The organism is Candidatus Nanopelagicus abundans (assembly GCF_002288305.1).
GTDB lineage: Bacteria > Actinomycetota > Actinomycetes > Nanopelagicales > Nanopelagicaceae > Nanopelagicus > Nanopelagicus abundans.
Genome location: NZ_CP016779.1, coordinates 458,068 through 475,176, shown reverse-complemented (window position 1 = coordinate 475,176; position 17,109 = coordinate 458,068). Strand labels below are relative to the sequence as shown.

The window sequence follows — 17,109 nt, the reverse complement described above, 5'->3', positions numbered from 1 at the left end:
CTCATGGTTGATAAAAAAGGCAAGCCAACTCCTAAGCGTAAAGAGGCTCAGGCTAAGTTAAATCTTTCACCGCTATCTCCGGGCGCCAGTAAAGAATCAAAAAAAGCGTTAAAAGCACAAACTCGAATTAGAAGAATGGAATCTAGAGCCGCATATATGCGTGGTGAAGAGAGCGCTATGCCTGCCAGAGATAAGGGACCAGTACGTAGATTTGTTAGAAATTATATTGATGAACGAAGATCATTTGCTGAATATTTTCTAGTAATAATTGTAGTTATTTTATTCTTAACTCTTATCCCAATTCCAGCTGTTCAGCTTCTAGCAGTTGCAATTATGTACTCATCAATGATCTTTATCGGAGTAAATGGCTTTTTAATGTCTCGTAAAATTAAAAAACTTGTTACTGAAAAATTTCCTGGTGAACCAACAAAAGGGCTTGGCTTATATGGCTGGATGCGCTCTACTCAACTTCGAAGATTAAGAGCCCCTGCTCCTCAGGTAGGACCTGTAACTAAAAAGTAGATTTACTAGGCCCTAGGATTTGGGCTTACATTTTTAGCAGGATCTCTTTCAACTACGCCACCGATTACGAGGTCGATCTCATCTATAATTGATTTATCCAATTTTACCCCTGCAGCTTTAATGTTTTCCTTAATTTGTGCAGGCTTAGTAGCACCAATAATTGCACTTGAAAGATTTGGATTTTGTAGAACCCAAGCAATTGCTAGTTGGGCAAGAGTTAAATCTACTTTCTTAGCAATTGGTTGTAGTTTTTGCACAGCATTTAAAATTGGTTCTGTCATAAAGGGAGAAATCATATTTGCGCCACCTTTTTTATCAGTAGCACGAGAACCTGCTGGCGCTTTCTGGCCAGGAAGATATTTACCAGTTAAGACTCCCTGCGCAATTGGTGACCAAACGATTTGGCTTATGCCTTCATTTTTACACAGTGGCACAACTTCACCCTCAATTACTCGCCAAAGCATTGAATATTGAGGTTGGCTAGATATAAAGCGGTAGTAACCTTTTTCATCTTGAATCTTTAGCGCTGCTGCGATCTGCTGAGCATTCCATTCGGAAAAACCAATATATAAAACTTTGCCACTTCTGATTAGATCATCAAATGCTCCGAGTGTTTCCTCAAGTGGTGTTTCAACATCAAATCGATGAGCTTGATAAAGATCCACATAATCAGTTTTAAGTCGTTTTAGGGAGGCGTTACAGGATTCCATAATATGTTTGCGGGAAAGACCACGATCATTTTTTCCAGTGCCGGTTGGCCAATAGGTTTTAGTTAGTAGTTCATAGGACTCACGGCGAACACCTTTAAGGGCTTTACCTAAAACAGTCTCTGCGCGAGTTCCGGCATACATATCGGCAGTATCTAGAGTTGTTATTCCTAAATCCAATGCAGTTCTTACACATTTAATTGCAGCATCGGCCTCAACCTGAGAGCCATGTGTAAGCCAGTTACCGTAGGTTATTTCTGAGACATACATTCCCGAACTGCCAAGCCGCCTATGTTCCATATCTGAACAATAACTGCCACAGTCAAACCCTGCAATAGCGTGGTTAGTTGCCTTAAGCCATAATTGGTATCAGAATGTATCCACAACTTGATATTGAAGAAGAGATTTAGGTGGGGGAAGTCGGTGTAAATCCGGCGCTGTCCCGCAACCGTGAGAAGATTTTTTCAAGTCGGATTACCCACACATTTTTATCCAACCGTCGAGGATTGCGGGGCACGGATTCTCACTTGGTGAGTTTCAATGCTTTCGTAAACCTCTTATCTAGAGGGGCTCTATGTTTAGCGATACATCTACTGAGGCAAGAAAATTTTTTTCTGCCATATTTGTCGTAGTTCTAGTTATCAGTGGTGTCACCCTTTGGTCTACTCAAACTCGAGCAAATTGTGTAAATGTGCTTATTGATTATGGCTCTTTAGATTCTTCTAATGCTGACTTTAAAAAATGCTTGACAGTAACTGGTGAAATTACAGCTTTAGAATTGATGCAAAATGCAAACTTTAAATTAGAAGGAACTAATAAATACGGAAATAACGTAATTTGTCGATTAAATAATTTACCTAAGCCGACTGAACCAATCGGTGTAAAGGGGCATGAAGATTACATTGAAGAGTGTAAAGAGATGCCAGCTTCTTTTGCATACTGGGCAGTACTTGAAAAAAGATGGCAAGTAATTCCAAACCCTTTTGATTTAAATGGAAAATGGGCTTGGGCACAAGTTGGTGTTGCTGAGTTAGCCATGAAACCAGGTGATGGCTTGGCGTTTGTTTTTGTTACCAACGGCGATGTAAAGTTCCCTGATTAGGAGTAAAAATGCAAAAAACTATGTTTGAGCAAGAACCGATAATCGTCATGACTAAAACAACTTCAAGAATTAAACTAGCGATTTCAAAAGTATTTGCGTTAGTTCTGCATGTAGCAATACTTTTTGCTGGTACTAGCCTTGCAGAATATGGCTGGCGTTACTGGGGCGGGCACTACTAAATCTATTAACGAACCTTTGATGGCACAAAAGGTAGCTCTACAACATTAAATAATGAATCAGCTCCCCTAATATCAATGAGAACCTGATCTCCTTTAACAATTGCAGGATTAATTAATGCCAGTCCAATACCTTTTTTAAGGCCAGGGGAAAATGTTCCACTAGTTACCTGCCCAATAACTTTGCCAGTTATATCCTTAACCTTCATGTCTTTTCGTGGAATTCCGCGATCAGTTGCCAAAATCGCTCTTAACTTTAATTTAGTTCCAACTTGCTTCTGCTCAAGCAATGTTTGCTTGCCCCTGAAGGATTCTTTTTGCCAACCAATTGCCCAACTTGCCGATGCTTGCACTGGTGATATCTCAAGTGAGAGTTCATGTCCATGTAATGGATATCCCATTTCGGTTCGCAGAATATCTCGCGCTCCTAAGCCACATGGCGTGCCATTAAGTTGCTTAATAACTGTGATCAACCTGTCCCAAACTTTTTCAGTCTGCGCCCATGTTGGAATGATTTCAAAGCCGAACTCACCGGTGTAGCCAGTTCTACACAAAATAACTGAGCAATTATCTATTGTGGTATTTATAAACTCCATGTAATTAATTGAGCTTTTAATTCCAAGTATCTCTAGAACTTGTGATGACTTAGGTCCTTGGAGCGCGATCACTCCATACTCATTATGCAGATTCTTAACTTCAACTGAACTAGGTGCTTGATCATTTAATATTTTAAAGACCGAACTGGTATTAGATGCATTTGGTACTAAAAATAGATCAGTATCTGAGTTTCGATAAACAATAAGATCATCAACTACTCCACCATCTTCATTACATAGTAAAGAGTATTGGGCTTGTCCGGCTGTAATTCTATTTAAATCATTGGTTAACATTTGATTTAAAAAATTAAGTGCACCATCTCCCTTAACAGAAATTTTGCCAAGATGGGAAACATCAAATACTCCTACTTGCTGGCGAACTGCAGAGTACTCCGCAATTACTCCAGTATCTGGATACTCAATTGGCATAAGCCAGCCACCAAAATCTGCCATCTTTGCATTTAACTGCAAATGCCTAGAATTTAGAGGTGAATTATTCATTGGCTTAACCTACACGCCAGTGATTAAATTTTAATGCAGGTGGCATTTTCTATGATTATCATCTTTTAAAAGTATCCCTTAGGCTTAGCCCCTAGCCAATACTGTGATGTGATTAACCAAAAAATGGGAGTTTAGATGTTAAAGATTAAACTAACTGAACGAGCAGATAGTGAAATCTTGGTGGTTGGGCTTGGTTTAGTCGGAAAAAAATTGCAAATTGAATCAACAGGTGCACAAATAGACACCGCCGCCTTACTGACCACACTAACTAGCATGGGTGCTAGCGGTGAGGTTGATGAAGTAATTAAATTACCCAGTAAATCAAATAAGTTAATCGTTTTTACTGGCCTTGGAAAAATTGAATCAAACTTTAGTCCAGAGCTTTTACGCAGAGCTGCTGGAGCCGCTGCTCGACATTTACTTGGTAATGACTCGGCAAGCTTTGCCTTGCCCCACAAATCTGTTGCAGAAATAGCTGCAATTGCTGAAGGAGCCGCACTAGGTTCCTATGCATTTACAGAGTTTCGCGGCAGTAGCAAGGGTGCTCAAAAGAACCCACTTTCATCAATAACAGTTGTAACCCGCTTTGCTAATACCGCCCAAGCAAAATCTGCAATTAAACGTGCTGAGATTATTGCAGAACAAACTTTTCTTGTAAGAGACCTTATTAATACTCCACCATCATCTCTAACTCCTGATTCATTTTGTCTTCGAACTAAAAAATTAGCGTCAAAGTATGGAGTAAAAGTTGAGATACTTAATGATGCAGCACTTCGCAAAGGTGGCTACGGTGGAATTATTGGCGTAGGGCAAGGTTCGGCTAATCCCCCAAGACTTCTTCACCTGACATATTCACCTACCAAAGCTAAAAAAAGATTTGCTTTTGTTGGTAAAGGAATTACCTTTGACACTGGCGGTCTTGCACTTAAACCAGCTAATGGCATGGAGGCAATGAAGGCAGATATGTCTGGGGCAGCAGCTGTTGTTGCAGCTATCTTTGCAATTGCGCAGTTAAAGCTTCCAGTTGCTATTGATGCTTGGGCGCCCCTTGCTGAGAATATGGTTAGCGATACCGCTACTAGGCCGAGTGATGTAATTACTATTTATGGTGGTAAAACTGTTGAGGTATTAAATCCTGATGCAGAAGGAAGATTAGTTTTAGCCGATGCCCTAGTAAAAGCTGCCGAGGTCGGTAAGAAGTCTGGTGGCCTAGATGGAATTATTGATGTTGCCACGTTAACTGGCGCTCAAGTTGTTGCACTCGGTAGTAGAACATCTGCAGTTATGACAAATGATGAAAATTTTAGTGGCCAATTTTTAACTGCAGCAAATATTGCTGGCGAATCATTTTGGCCAATGCCATTGCCAGTTGAACTTCGAGCATCACTTGATTCACCAATTGCAGATTTAGCAAACATTGGTGATCGAATGGGTGGCATGTTGGTGGCAGGATTATTTTTAAAGGAATTTATTGATCCACAAACTCCATGGCTTCACCTTGATATTGCTGGACCAGCATTTAACGAGAAAATCGCTCATGGTTACACACCAGTTGGTGGCACAGGAATTGCCCTACGCTCACTGCTTTGCCTAGCTGAGTTGGCTTCATCACAGGCATAGTGCTTATTAATTCTCAGGTATTAGTAGGTAGTAATTTTGTGGAAGGATTACCTCATGGCCGATTTTGATCTTGTAATTCTCGGTGGTGGCAGTGGTGGCTACGCGGCAGCACTTCGAGCATCCCAACTAGGTCAAAAAGTCGTACTAATTGAAAAAGAAAAACTTGGCGGCACATGCCTGCATAAAGGTTGCATTCCAACTAAAGCCTTACTTCATGCTGGTGAGATTGCTGATAACACTCGCCATGCTGGTGAGTTTGGTGTTAAGGCAGATTTTCATTCAATGGATATGGGCGCAGTTAATTCATATAAGGATGGCGTGGTTTCAAAGTTACATAAAGGATTAGAAGGCTTAGTTAAATCAAGAAACATTACCTACGTGCAGGGATCTGGAAAGCTAATATCTAAAAATACAATTGAAGCCAATGGTGAAAAATACACCGGCAAGAACATTATTTTAGCTACAGGTTCATTTCCAAAAACATTACCTGGTCTTGAAATTGATGGTAAGCAGATCATGACTAGTGAGCAAGCAATGCATCTAGATTATGTTCCAAAATCTGTAATTGTTTTAGGTGGTGGCGTAATTGGTTGTGAGTTTGCCTCAGTCTGGAAATCATTTGGTGCTGAAGTAACAATTGTTGAAGGACTCTCCCATTTAGTAGCTCTTGAAGATGAATCATCAAGTAAACAATTAGAGCGGGCATTTAGAAAGCGTGGTATTAATTTCGAACTTGGTGTTAAGTTTAAATCCGCTGAACGCGGTAAGAAAGATGTAACAATTACTTTAGAGGATGGTAAAAAATTTAGTGCGCAGATCTTATTAGTAGCAGTTGGTCGCGGCCCAGTATCTTCTGGCTTAGGTTATGAAGAGGCTGGTATAAAGATGGATCGCGGTTATGTTTTAGTAGATGATAAATGCCGAACAAATGTGGCGGGTATCTGGGCAGTTGGAGATTTAATACCGACTTTGCAATTAGCCCATGTTGGTTTTGCTGAAGGAATTCTGGTGGCTGAAGAGATCGCTGGTTTAAATCCAAGGGCGATTAATTATGATGGAGTTCCTCGTGTTACCTACTCTGAGCCTGAGGTGGCTTCCGTTGGCCTTACCACCGCAGCTGCTAAGGCAGCTGGCCATGATGTAGTTGAATTAAATTATGATTTGGCTGGAAATGGAAAGGCTAATATCTTAAAGACCGCTGGATCAGTGAAATTAGTTGCGAAGAAGAATGGACCAATCTTGGGAATACATATGGTCGGCTCTCGAGTCGGTGAGCTTTTAGCTGAAGCACAGTTAATTTATAACTGGGAAGCAGATGCAAGCGATGTTGCCCAACACATTCATGCCCATCCAACCTTGTCTGAGGCAATGGGTGAGGCACACTTAGCCCTGGCCGGTAAGCCATTACATGCTCATGGTTAGGAGAAAATAAATATGACATTTTCAATAACTATGCCAGCACTTGGTGAATCAGTAACTGAAGGAACTGTTACACGTTGGCTTAAAAAAGAGGGCGATCAAATCGCAGTTGATGAACCTTTATTAGAAGTTTCTACCGACAAAGTTGATACTGAGATTCCATCTCCAGTTGCAGGAGTACTACAAAAAATTATTGTCCAAGTTGATTCAACTGTGGCAGTTGGCGCAGAACTTGCTGTAATTAATGAATCTTCATCCCCTGCAAAAGCTGCCGCACCTGCGCCAGTTGTTGCAGCCGCTCCTGTTGTTGAACCAAAACCGGTAGCAGTAGCACCAGTTCAAGTAGCTCCGGTTGTACAAAAACCGGTAGCCGTAGCACCAGTTGTGGCAACTCCTATTGTTGCACCTGCCCCAGTTATTAGTGCACAGGTAAACACAACTAGATCAGATGATGCTTATGTGACACCAATTGTTAGAAAACTTGCGGCTGAAGCTGGCGTTAATCTTTCCACAATTACTGGAACTGGTGTTGGTGGGCGAATTCGTAAGGAAGATATTTTAGCTGCCGCTCCTAGAGCTGCTGCTACACCTACTGCAACTTCTCTATCTTCAACTCAATCTAATTACTCACCATCTGCTTCAGCTTCGCGCTCGGCGCCAATTGCTTCCTCACCACTTCGAGGCACAACTGTTTCAATGTCAAGATTGCGCAAGGTAATTGCTGATCGAATGGTTGAGTCATTAAAGATTTCTGCTCAATTAACCACAGTTGTTGAAGTTGATGTAACAAAGATCGATCGTTTGCGTATCGCTGCAAAGGCATCTTTTGAAGCTAGAGAAGGAGTTAAGTTAACATTTTTGCCATTTTTTGCTGTTGCAGTATGTGAGGCATTAAAGCAACATCCAGTTTTAAACTCATCAGTTGAAGGTGATCAAATTACTTATCATGGCGCCGAGCATTTAGGTGTTGCAGTAGATACTGAGCGTGGATTATTAGTGCCAGTTGTTAAAGATGCTGGTGATTTAAACATGGGTGGCATTGCGCGACGAATCTCAGAGGTGGCCTCTCGCACTAGAGAAAATAAAATAACACCAGATGAACTAGGTGGTGGCACCTTTACCATTACTAATACCGGCTCACGTGGGGCGCTATTTGATACACCAATTATTAATCAACCACAGGTAGCAATTCTAGGTTTAGGCGCTGTAGTTAAAAGACCAACAGTTGTGAAAGATACTGATGGGGGCGAAACTATTGCAATTCGTTCAATGGTTTATCTAGCTCTTTCTTATGATCATCGAGTCGTTGACGGCGCAGATGCTGCCCGCTTTTTAGTAACACTAAAAGAAAGATTAGAAGAGGGTCGCTTCGAATCTGATTTAGGTTTGTAATTTGCCAAAGATCACTTCAATCGCAGTAACTGGGGCCTCTGGCTTAATTGGAAGCGCACTAGTTGGTCAACTAAGACTTGATGGCTATCAGGTAAAAAAACTAGTAAGGCGATCACCTAGAACTGCAGATGAAGTCAGTTGGGATCCAATTAAAGGTGAAATTGATCTTGCTTCTTTAGAGGGTGTTGATGCGGTATTTCATTTAGCTGGCGCTGGAGTTGGTGATAAAAGATGGTCAGCTGCTTACCGTTCTAAAATTTTAAATTCTCGTTTACTTGGCACAACCACAATTGCAGCAGCATGTGAGAAATTACAACCTGAAGTATTTATATCCGCTAGTGCGATCGGTTACTACGGTGAGACTGGAAATCGATCAGTTACCGAAACAGATCGTGGTGGTGATGATTTCTTATCAATCGTTTGCCGTGAGTGGGAGGCGGTAGCTGATCTTGCTCCAAGTGTTAGAACAATTAAGTTGCGTACTGGATTAGTACTTGATCCAACCGGTGGAGCCTTAGGGCGAATGATTCCATTATTTAAATTTGGACTTGGTGGAAAGCTGGGTTCAGGTAAGCAGTGGTGGTCTTGGATTACACTTCATGATCAAATTAGAGCGATGCTGTTTTTAATGAACTCAAATATTGAAGGTGCGGTCAACTTAACTTCACCAAATCCCGTAACTAATCAAGAGTTCACAGCCGCATTAGCTCGCGCTATGAAGCGCCCTGCAATATTTCCTGCTCCAGCATTTGCCCTGCGGGCGGTATTGGGTGGTTTTTCCACCGAGGTCTTAGGTTCTAAAAAAGTAATCCCGCAGGTATTAATGGATAATAAATTTGAATTTGCTTATCCGCATGTATCTGCAGCACTTACCGCTTTAGTAGATTAATTTTAAAATTTTTATCTAATTGAATTTAGTCTTGCTAATTCAATAATTTTTGCAACACTTAATGCTTCATCTGTAGTAACTGGCCAACTTCCACCAGATAAAGCTTCTTTAACTTGAACATAAAATTGCGCATAATTTCCATCAACACTTTGATACTCAGTGACTTCATCACCGCGATGAATAAAAGCTTTGCTTTTTGTGCTTTGTTCCCAGACTCCCCCTTTTGGGTAAACTCCATTTCGCAGAATTGCTTCTTGTGGATCTAAATCATTAATGATTAGTGCGCCTTTATCACCGATTAATCTAATTCTTGGGCCAGGTGAACCAATGATTGCACTTCCAGACAAGTAGGAATCAACACCAGATGCATGCTTTAAAACCAAAACTGAATCATCATCTACTCCGCCACGAATTGAATTTATTGAGGATGAAACTAACTCTGCCGGACCAAACCAATCTAATGCAGTTGATAGCAAGTGTGGCTGCAAATCTAACAAAATACCGCCACCCTCACTTGCGTCTTGATTTTCTCGCCAAGAGCCAGGGTTGATTGCCTCTCTAAAACGCTCGAATCTCGATTCCAATCTAAAAATCTTTCCGATCACGCCGTCACTAATTACTTTTTTAATAGTTAACGCATCGCTATCCCACTTACGATTAAAAAATGTTGTGACAGGGGTATTGAATTGCTTTGATGCTTGAATTATCTCTTCAGTTTCTTTAAGTGAGCGTCCCATTGGTTTATCTACAACTACAGGCACACCTGCCTTTAATCCAGCAATTGCTTGACTGGCATGCACGCTATTTGGCGAGGCAACAATTAATAGATCTAAATCTAATTCAAGAAGTTGCTCAATGCTTTCGACAACTTTAATAGCTGGAAAATCACTTACTGCAGAAGCTTTTCTTTCAGAATTTGTAGTAAGTACTCCAACTACATCAAATCCAACTCCTTTTAGGAGTGGAGCATGAAAGACGCGCCCAGCAAGGCCATAACCTGCAATACCAACACGAAGAACCATTTAGAAATAGTACTACTTACGTTCATGTTGTAACTTTGAAGGCCACCAAATCTTTGGTCCTATCTGATGAACCAGCGCAGGAACAAGTAATGATCTAACAATGATGGTGTCAAGTAATACTCCAAAGGCGACTGCAAAGCCAAGTTGTGCTAAGAAAACAAGTGGTAGAACACCAAGTACTGCGAATGTTGCAGCTAACACAATTCCAGCTGAAGTAATCACGCCGCCAGTTACGGTTAATCCTTTAATTACTCCCTTACGCGTTCCCAACTTTAACGACTCTTCTCTAACTCTTGTCATTAAGAAGATGTTGTAATCGATACCTAGTGCAACTAAGAAGATAAAAGTAAACAATGGGAATGAAGCATCAGCGCCTTTGAAATTAAATATGTTATCAAAGACTAATTGACAGACACCAAGAGTGGCCATAAATGAAAGTACTACAGTTAGTAGTAGTAATCCTGCAGCTAAGATACTTCGTAATAGTAAGCCTAAAATAATTCCAATAATTATTAATACAATCGGAATAATTACTCTATTATCATTACGGGATGCCACATCGGTGTCATACTGAACTGCCGTTCCACCACCAACAAGAATTCCTTTATCGACCGCGTGTACTGCTTCTCTAATCAACGGAATAGTATTCCTGGCTTCGACAGAGTCAGGGGCTACCTTTAAAGTAGCATTTAGTAATACCTGTCCATCTACCACCTTAATTGGTGGTGTAGGGGCGCCTGGAATTTTTTGTCCGGCAACAACTGGTTCAACAAATGCAACGTTTTTAACAGTTAATAATGCATCGCTAACTCGTGCCACATCACTCTCATTCACCACAATCTCAACCGGTGAACCTTCACCACTGGGAAAATGTTCACCAAGGCGTTCTAGTCCAATTACTGAATCAGTCCTTTTTGTAAACGCTTCAGTATTTGCTAACCCATCCGCCTTTAGAGTGAAGGAAAAACCCGCAAATATAACTAGAAGTAACGCTGTTGATATCCAGATTCGTTTTGGATTTCGCTCAACCGCATTACCAATCTTTGCCCAAGTACCGCTTAACTGCTCATCTACATCATCAAATCTTGGAATTTTTGGCCAAAATATCCATCGACCAAAAACTAATAGCAGTGCTGGTAGAAAAGTTAATACAGTAACCATTGACACTGCAACACCGATTGCGCCAACTGGGCCAAGCCCACGGTTACCCGATAGATCACTGAGTAATAGGACTAAGAGGCCGGCAATTACAGTTGAACCTGAAGCTAAAATCGGTTCAACTACTCCCCTTAGTGAAACTTTCATTGCTTCATATCTAGATTCATGGTGATGTAACTCTTCTCGATACCTGGCAATTAGTAATAATGCGTAATCTGTCGCGGCACCAAGCACTAGCACCGATAAAATTCCCTGCGACTGCCCATTTAAATCTAGCAAATCAGCTTTTGCTGCATAGTAAACAATTGTTCCAGCGAGTGATAGCGCAGTTATTGCAGAAAATAATGGCAGGATCCAAAGTAATGGTGATCTATAAACCACAATTAAAATAAGAGAGACTACTAATAAAGTTGTTGTTAATAAAGTTGAATCAATTGATCCAAATGCTCCAAATAGGTCAGCAAATATGCCACCAAATCCGGTGACATGCGTTGTTAGATCCTTTGCCTCGAAATTTTCTTTTAAATCCTCGCGCATAAAATCCACTATTAGTGAAAGTGTTGGTTTTTCCTCAACTCTTTCTTCAGTAATTGCCGAGTTTAAGGCAATATTTACTAGCGCCGCCTTGCCATCCTCTGAAGGAATAGCTTGGATAGGAAAACCAGCAACAAAATATGTGCTAAGTGGCTTACCAGATTCTGGTAATACTTTATTTCCTATTCCATCAAGGTAGCTTTGAATTCTTACTAAATTAGCTGGATTTTTTATAGGATTAATATCTCCTAGGAAAAGTAGAAGTGTTGGAATTTGATCGTTTGAGCTATCAGAAAATTTAACAGTAATTTTGCTAGCCAGAGTTGATTCTGCGCTATCAGGTAAAAATGCGGCGTTATCATTTTCCTGAACAGTAGAGAGCTTGCCAAAAGTAGGCCCGGCAACGGATGTGATACCAAGCCATGCAATAATTACAATAATTGCTATCCAAAGTGGCTTTCGTCCTTTAACTGTGCCTGATGACTTATTTTTCTTTACCATGCTCAATAAAACCCTTCGATTTAATCTGGCTTAAGTCGCATAATCTACCAGCGATGCAATTTTGCTCACACCAATGGCGCGAATAAATCTAATCTTTAGCGAAAATCTACCCTACCAATTAGGCTATCTCTGTGAGTTCAGCCATATTAACTGAGAATCAACTTAAAGTAACAGAGCTTGGAGTTGTAGATTATTTAAGCGCGTGGAAGTTGCAAAAACAAATTCATCAAGATGTTGTTAATTTACAAAGTGAGAATACGTTGTTATTACTTGAACACCCCTCTGTATATACCGCGGGGCGGCGCACTGAAATTCTAGATCGCCCACTAGATGACACTCCAGTAATTGATGTCGATCGGGGTGGAAAGATAACTTGGCATGGTCCTGGACAGTTAGTTGGTTATCCAATTGTTAAACTAAAGAATTCAACTGATGTAGTTGGTTTTGTAAGAGAGTTAGAAACTGCACTAATTTCAGTATGTGCTGAGTTTGGTGTTAAGGCTGATCGTTACTGTGAGCGAAGTGGTGTTTGGGTAAGAGATGATAAAAGTGATCGAAAAATTGCAGCCATTGGGCTACGAGTTGCAAAAGGTGTCACCATGCATGGCTTTGCTTTAAATGTAAATCCAGATTTATCTGCATATGAAAAAATAATTCCATGCGGCATCTCTGGTGCAAAGGTGACCTCACTGAGCGCAGAGCTTGGCAGGGAAATAACTATTAATGAAGCTCTTCCCGTAATTAAAAAGCACATTCAACCCATGCTAGATAGAATCTCGCAATGAGTATCGATCCAAATGGGCGAAAGCTTCTTAGAATTGAAGCTCGAAATGCTCAGACGCCAATAGAGCGCAAACCAGAGTGGATTAAAACCAAAGCGGTAATGGGTCCTGAGTACACAAAACTTCGCTCTTTAGTTGCAACAGAGGGATTACATACAGTCTGCCAAGAAGCGGCTTGTCCAAATATTTTTGAGTGCTGGGAAGATAGAGAAGCAACATTTTTAATTGGCGGCCAAGCCTGCACAAGGCGTTGTGATTTCTGCAATATTGATACAGGTAAGCCAGATCCTCTAGATAGAGATGAACCAAGAAGAGTTGCTGAGTCAGTTAAGGTGATGGATCTTAAGTATGCAACCATTACTGGAGTTGCTAGAGATGATCTAGATGATGAAGGTGCTTGGCTATATGCAGAAACTATTGCCCAAGTTCATGCATTAAATCCAGGAGTTGGCGTAGAAATGTTAGCTCCTGACTTTAGTGGGCATTCACATCTTTTAAATCAAGTCTTTGAAACAAGGCCTGAAGTTTTCGCTCATAATCTTGAGACAGTTCCAAGAATATTTAAAGAGATTAGACCAGCCTTTCGATATGAAAGATCTCTTAATGTGATTACTCAAGCAAGAGATTATGGCTTGATTACAAAATCAAATTTAATCTTAGGAATGGGTGAAACTAGAGATGAAGTTTCACAAGCCCTGAAGGATCTACGCGATGCAGGTTGTGATTTAATCACTATTACTCAATACCTTCGCCCATCTGCTAAACACCATCCAGTTATCCGTTGGGTTAAGCCAAATGAGTTTGTGGAGTTAAGTAAAGAGGCCCAAGAGATAGGATTTCTTGGTGTTATGAGTGGTCCATTGGTACGTTCTAGCTATCGAGCAGGCCGGCTATATAACCAAGCAATGGCTGCCAGAGCAGTTAAGTAAGGGAGAGAAATGTTTGGAAGAAAGAAAAAGAAGGAAGAGTCAGCTAATAAATCTGCTGCGCCAGAAAAGCAAAGCCAACTTGCAGTTTTAAAGGATGCGTACAAATTAGTAAAGAAGGACTCCCCCTTTGCAATTGTTTGGTGCTTATTAGTATTTGTATTAGTAGTTACTTTTGGCGTGATAATTGGAAATAATTTAGACCACCCAATCTATGCTGGCTTTTTATCAACTCCATTAGGATTCCTTGCAGGATTTTTCTTATTTACAAGATTTGCTAACACCGCTGCCTTCTCATCCATTGAAGGTCAACTTGGTGCTGGTGCTAGCGTATTGATGTCCATTAGACGCGGCTTTGTTACAACTCCTGCCGTAAATGTTAATCGCAACCAAGATATGGTCCACCGAGTATCTAGTAAGGCTGGAATAATTTTAGTTGGTGAAGGTGGTTTTGCTACCCGTTCATTAATGCAAGATGAGCGACGTAAGATGGAGAGATTTTTATCTGGTGTGCCTGTAACGGAAGTTATGGTTGGTGATGAGAATGGGCAGGTTTCAGTTCGTAAGTTACAAAAACATCTTAAGAAGTTGCCTAAGAAATTAAGTACCACTCAACTTCGAGAGGTTAGAGCCCGTCTTCGCTCAGTTGGTGGTTTAAACATACCAATGCCAAAAGGGCCAATGCCAACAAATTCTAGGATGCCAAAGCGCTAACTTTTAGTAGAGCTCTCTAACGCTTTGACTACCAGTAAAATGATCATGAAGTGCTCTGCCGTTGCTTGTAAAAACTGCTGGCAGCACTAAGCAAATTAATAATGTTCTAAGCAAAATTTTTTGTGGGGCTACTCTTAATTGGTCAGGATAGGTAAGAATCTTTATCCCCATGATTCGTTGCCCAGCAGATGCTTGAAATGCGATTGTAAATAAAGTGACTTCAATAAAAAAGAGAAATAAAGTACTGAAGTTATTCTCAAAAAACAGGGCTGGGCTAAGAAGACCGGCGATTAGCCGGCACATTGTCCAATCAATTACCAGCGCAATCAGGCGCCTGCCCAGGGAGGCCTGCGGCAATAATCTAGGCTCACCATTCCAACTCATGCGGGTAAGCGTATCCATTCTTTAGAGCCTGAAACATAGATGTAACACTGAGGTTATGGGTTTTTAATTAATCTCTACTATCTTTTACCTATCTGAACAGGTGCAATGTGGCCCCCAACTCAGCGATATTAATCCTAGGAGAATAGATGTTTAAGAATTCATCTGAGATCTTCGATTACATCAAGAAAAATGATGTGAAGTTGATTGACGTAAGATTTATCGATCTACCTGGAATTCAACATCACTTTAATGTGCCGGTTGAATCCTTTGATGAAAGTGTTTTTAAAGATGGCTTAATGTTTGATGGATCCTCAATTAGAGGTTTCCAATCAATTCATGAATCAGATATGAAGTTGCTACCAGTCCCATCCTCTGCATATCTAGATTTATTTCGTAAAGAGAAAACACTAATTATTCTTTTCTCAGTTCATAATCCAAGTGATGACTCTGCCTACTCACGTGATCCACGTGGCGTAGTAGCAAAAGCAGTTGATTTCATGCGCAGTACTGGGATTGCTGATACTGCATTGTTTGCACCAGAGGCAGAATTTTATGTTTTCGATAGTGTCAGATTTGAAACTGGCATGAATCAAGCCTTCCATCATATTGATTCTTATGAAGGTGCTTGGAATACCGGAATTGTGGCAGATGCAGACGGCACACCAAACCGTGGTTACCGAACACGTATTAAAGGTGGCTACTTCCCGGTTTCACCAACTGATCAATTCGCAGATCTTCGCGATGAAATGGTTATGAATCTTGGCAAGGTCGGCTTATTAGTTGAACGTTCTCACCATGAAGTGGGAACTGCAGGACAGATGGAAATTAATTATCGCTTCAGCGATATTTTAACTGCCGGTGATGAACTAATGAAGTTTAAATACATCATTAAGAACACTGCTTGGGCAGCTGGTAAGACTGCAACCTTTATGCCAAAGCCATTATTTGGTGACAACGGTTCAGGAATGCATGTTCATCAATCACTTTGGAAAGATGGCAAGCCATTGTTCTGGGGCGATGGATATGGTGACTTATCTGATACTGCTCGCTGGTATATCGGTGGTCTGCTAAAACATGCACCATCTCTTCTAGCCTTTACTAACCCAACCGTTAACTCATATAAGCGCCTAGTGCCAGGATATGAAGCACCAGTTAACTTGGTTTATTCAGCTAGAAATCGATCTGCTTGTATTCGAATTCCAATTACAGGATCTAATCCAAAGGCAAAGCGAATTGAGTTCCGTTGCCCAGATCCTTCGTCTAATCCATATCTAGCATTTGCTGCGATGTTGATGGCAGGCCTTGATGGAATTCAAAACAAGATCGAGCCACCAAAGCCAGTTGATAAGGATCTGTATGAGTTAACAGGAGAAGAAGCTGCGGCAATCCCACAGGTTCCTGGCTCATTAGATGCAGTTCTAGATAATCTTGAAAAAGATAATGACTTCTTAACTCGTGGTGGTGTATTCACTAAGGATCTAATCGATACCTGGATTGACTTTAAGCGCAAGCAAGAAGTTGATTACGTTCGACTTCGTCCACACCCTGCAGAGTTTGAGCTTTACTTCGATCTATAAGATCTAAATTAAAAGCGCCCTAGATAAACTCTAGGGCGCTTTTTTATTAACTTTGGTTTCGTCGCCGGTATGAATAGATGCCAAAGAATAAGCCTGAGACAATAAATACTGCTGAAGCTAAATAGATAGTAATTGGGAGCTTTTTCTCTTCACTTTCTGTAACACCTTCGGCTGTAACCTCATCTGCTCCGTAGGTAAATTTGTATTCACCCTCAACTGGGTGACCATCTGTTGAAACCACGCGATAGTAAACTAGTACCGGGCCTTTAATTTCATTTGGTGAGAGGCTAACTAAGAGCTTATTTCCATCAATGATCTCATCAGTTTCACTGACCTGATCCCCAACTGAATTATTTACTACAAGAAAGTTGGCTTTTTCTGGCCCAAGATTTTGTAACTCTTCATCAAATTCAAGAATTATCTGGGTTGGCCAGTTTTCTTCCACGCTATTAGCAGGTTTAGATGCGCTAACTAATTTTGTATGGGCATAGGCCGGTTGGATTGTTAAAATCAAGGTTATAAGGCCAGTAAAAACTGCTGAAATAATTCTTTTTTCATGTGAGTTAATTCTCATGACCACAGGGTAG

Annotated in this window: 17 protein-coding genes and 1 riboswitch; of the genes, 11 read left to right on the top strand and 6 right to left on the bottom strand. The window is 40.8% G+C overall.

Annotated elements, in window-relative coordinates:
• The first annotated feature begins 3 nt into the window (after positions 1-3).
• On the top strand, positions 4-522 hold the full coding sequence (locus tag B1sIIB91_RS02500; protein WP_095688059.1) for a DUF3043 domain-containing protein: 519 nt from the start codon (positions 4-6) through the stop codon (positions 520-522).
• Between the two features lie 5 nt (positions 523-527).
• Here B1sIIB91_RS02500 and B1sIIB91_RS02495 read toward each other — a convergent pair whose 3' ends face one another.
• Complete coding sequence (locus B1sIIB91_RS02495; RefSeq protein WP_095688058.1) at positions 528-1,529, bottom strand: aldo/keto reductase family protein; 1,002 nt, start codon at positions 1,527-1,529, stop codon at positions 528-530.
• Positions 1,530-1,586: 57 nt separating this feature from the next.
• Positions 1,587-1,729: riboswitch (cobalamin riboswitch) on the top strand.
• A 74-nt stretch (positions 1,730-1,803) separates the two neighbouring features.
• Between B1sIIB91_RS02495 and B1sIIB91_RS02490 the strand changes: the two genes are divergently transcribed.
• Together B1sIIB91_RS02490 and B1sIIB91_RS06115 are read left to right on the top strand one after the other, a co-directional pair.
• Positions 1,804-2,331, top strand: a complete 528-nt coding sequence (locus B1sIIB91_RS02490; protein WP_095688057.1) for a hypothetical protein — start codon at positions 1,804-1,806, stop codon at positions 2,329-2,331.
• 47 nt (positions 2,332-2,378) lie between these two features.
• Positions 2,379-2,510, top strand: coding sequence for a hypothetical protein (locus tag B1sIIB91_RS06115; RefSeq protein ID WP_257789588.1), 132 nt, complete (start codon positions 2,379-2,381; stop codon positions 2,508-2,510).
• A 5-nt stretch (positions 2,511-2,515) separates the two neighbouring features.
• Here B1sIIB91_RS06115 and gcvT read toward each other — a convergent pair whose 3' ends face one another.
• Positions 2,516-3,604, bottom strand: a complete 1,089-nt coding sequence (gcvT, locus tag B1sIIB91_RS02485) for a glycine cleavage system aminomethyltransferase GcvT (protein ID WP_095688056.1) — start codon at positions 3,602-3,604, stop codon at positions 2,516-2,518.
• A 135-nt stretch (positions 3,605-3,739) separates the two neighbouring features.
• On the opposite strand from gcvT, the gene B1sIIB91_RS02480 reads away from it, so the two are divergent.
• From B1sIIB91_RS02480 to B1sIIB91_RS02465, 4 genes are read left to right on the top strand one after another with little or no spacing between them, the layout of a single operon-like run.
• A complete protein-coding gene (locus tag B1sIIB91_RS02480; RefSeq protein ID WP_095688055.1) occupies positions 3,740-5,224 on the top strand; it encodes a leucyl aminopeptidase in 1,485 nt (494 codons plus the stop codon).
• A 54-nt stretch (positions 5,225-5,278) separates the two neighbouring features.
• Complete coding sequence (gene lpdA, locus B1sIIB91_RS02475; RefSeq protein ID WP_095688054.1) at positions 5,279-6,646, top strand: dihydrolipoyl dehydrogenase; 1,368 nt, start codon at positions 5,279-5,281, stop codon at positions 6,644-6,646.
• A 12-nt stretch (positions 6,647-6,658) separates the two neighbouring features.
• On the top strand, positions 6,659-8,035 hold the full coding sequence (gene sucB, locus B1sIIB91_RS02470) for a 2-oxoglutarate dehydrogenase, E2 component, dihydrolipoamide succinyltransferase (RefSeq protein ID WP_095688053.1): 1,377 nt from the start codon (positions 6,659-6,661) through the stop codon (positions 8,033-8,035).
• Position 8,036: 1 nt separating this feature from the next.
• Positions 8,037-8,924, top strand: a complete 888-nt coding sequence (locus B1sIIB91_RS02465) for a TIGR01777 family oxidoreductase (RefSeq protein WP_095688052.1) — start codon at positions 8,037-8,039, stop codon at positions 8,922-8,924.
• An 11-nt stretch (positions 8,925-8,935) separates the two neighbouring features.
• On the opposite strand, the gene B1sIIB91_RS02460 is transcribed toward B1sIIB91_RS02465, so the two are convergent.
• On the bottom strand, positions 8,936-9,946 hold the full coding sequence (locus B1sIIB91_RS02460; protein ID WP_095688051.1) for a Gfo/Idh/MocA family protein: 1,011 nt from the start codon (positions 9,944-9,946) through the stop codon (positions 8,936-8,938).
• A 12-nt stretch (positions 9,947-9,958) separates the two neighbouring features.
• Complete coding sequence (locus tag B1sIIB91_RS02455) at positions 9,959-12,139, bottom strand: MMPL family transporter (protein ID WP_095688050.1); 2,181 nt, start codon at positions 12,137-12,139, stop codon at positions 9,959-9,961.
• 131 nt (positions 12,140-12,270) lie between these two features.
• On the opposite strand from B1sIIB91_RS02455, the gene lipB reads away from it, so the two are divergent.
• Genes lipB through B1sIIB91_RS02440 form a run of 3 tightly spaced genes read left to right on the top strand, consistent with a single transcriptional unit; the run spans position 12,271 to position 14,561 of the window.
• A complete protein-coding gene (gene lipB / locus B1sIIB91_RS02450; RefSeq protein WP_095688049.1) occupies positions 12,271-12,924 on the top strand; it encodes a lipoyl(octanoyl) transferase LipB in 654 nt (217 codons plus the stop codon).
• Positions 12,921-13,850: a lipoyl synthase gene (gene lipA / locus B1sIIB91_RS02445; RefSeq protein ID WP_095688048.1), complete on the top strand. Its 930-nt coding sequence runs from the start codon at positions 12,921-12,923 to the stop codon at positions 13,848-13,850. The genes lipB and lipA overlap by 4 nt, the downstream gene beginning before the upstream one ends.
• Before the next feature lie 9 nt (positions 13,851-13,859).
• Complete coding sequence (locus tag B1sIIB91_RS02440) at positions 13,860-14,561, top strand: DUF4191 domain-containing protein (protein ID WP_095688047.1); 702 nt, start codon at positions 13,860-13,862, stop codon at positions 14,559-14,561.
• A gap of 3 nt (positions 14,562-14,564) precedes the next feature.
• Here the strand turns inward: B1sIIB91_RS02440 and B1sIIB91_RS02435 are convergent, their stop codons facing one another.
• On the bottom strand, positions 14,565-14,945 hold the full coding sequence (locus B1sIIB91_RS02435) for an RDD family protein (RefSeq protein ID WP_095688671.1): 381 nt from the start codon (positions 14,943-14,945) through the stop codon (positions 14,565-14,567).
• A 146-nt stretch (positions 14,946-15,091) separates the two neighbouring features.
• Between B1sIIB91_RS02435 and glnA the strand changes: the two genes are divergently transcribed.
• Complete coding sequence (glnA, locus tag B1sIIB91_RS02430; RefSeq protein WP_095688046.1) at positions 15,092-16,522, top strand: type I glutamate--ammonia ligase; 1,431 nt, start codon at positions 15,092-15,094, stop codon at positions 16,520-16,522.
• A 46-nt stretch (positions 16,523-16,568) separates the two neighbouring features.
• On the opposite strand, the gene B1sIIB91_RS02425 is transcribed toward glnA, so the two are convergent.
• Positions 16,569-17,096, bottom strand: coding sequence for a copper resistance CopC family protein (locus B1sIIB91_RS02425; protein WP_095688045.1), 528 nt, complete (start codon positions 17,094-17,096; stop codon positions 16,569-16,571).
• Positions 17,097-17,109: the final 13 nt, after the last annotated feature.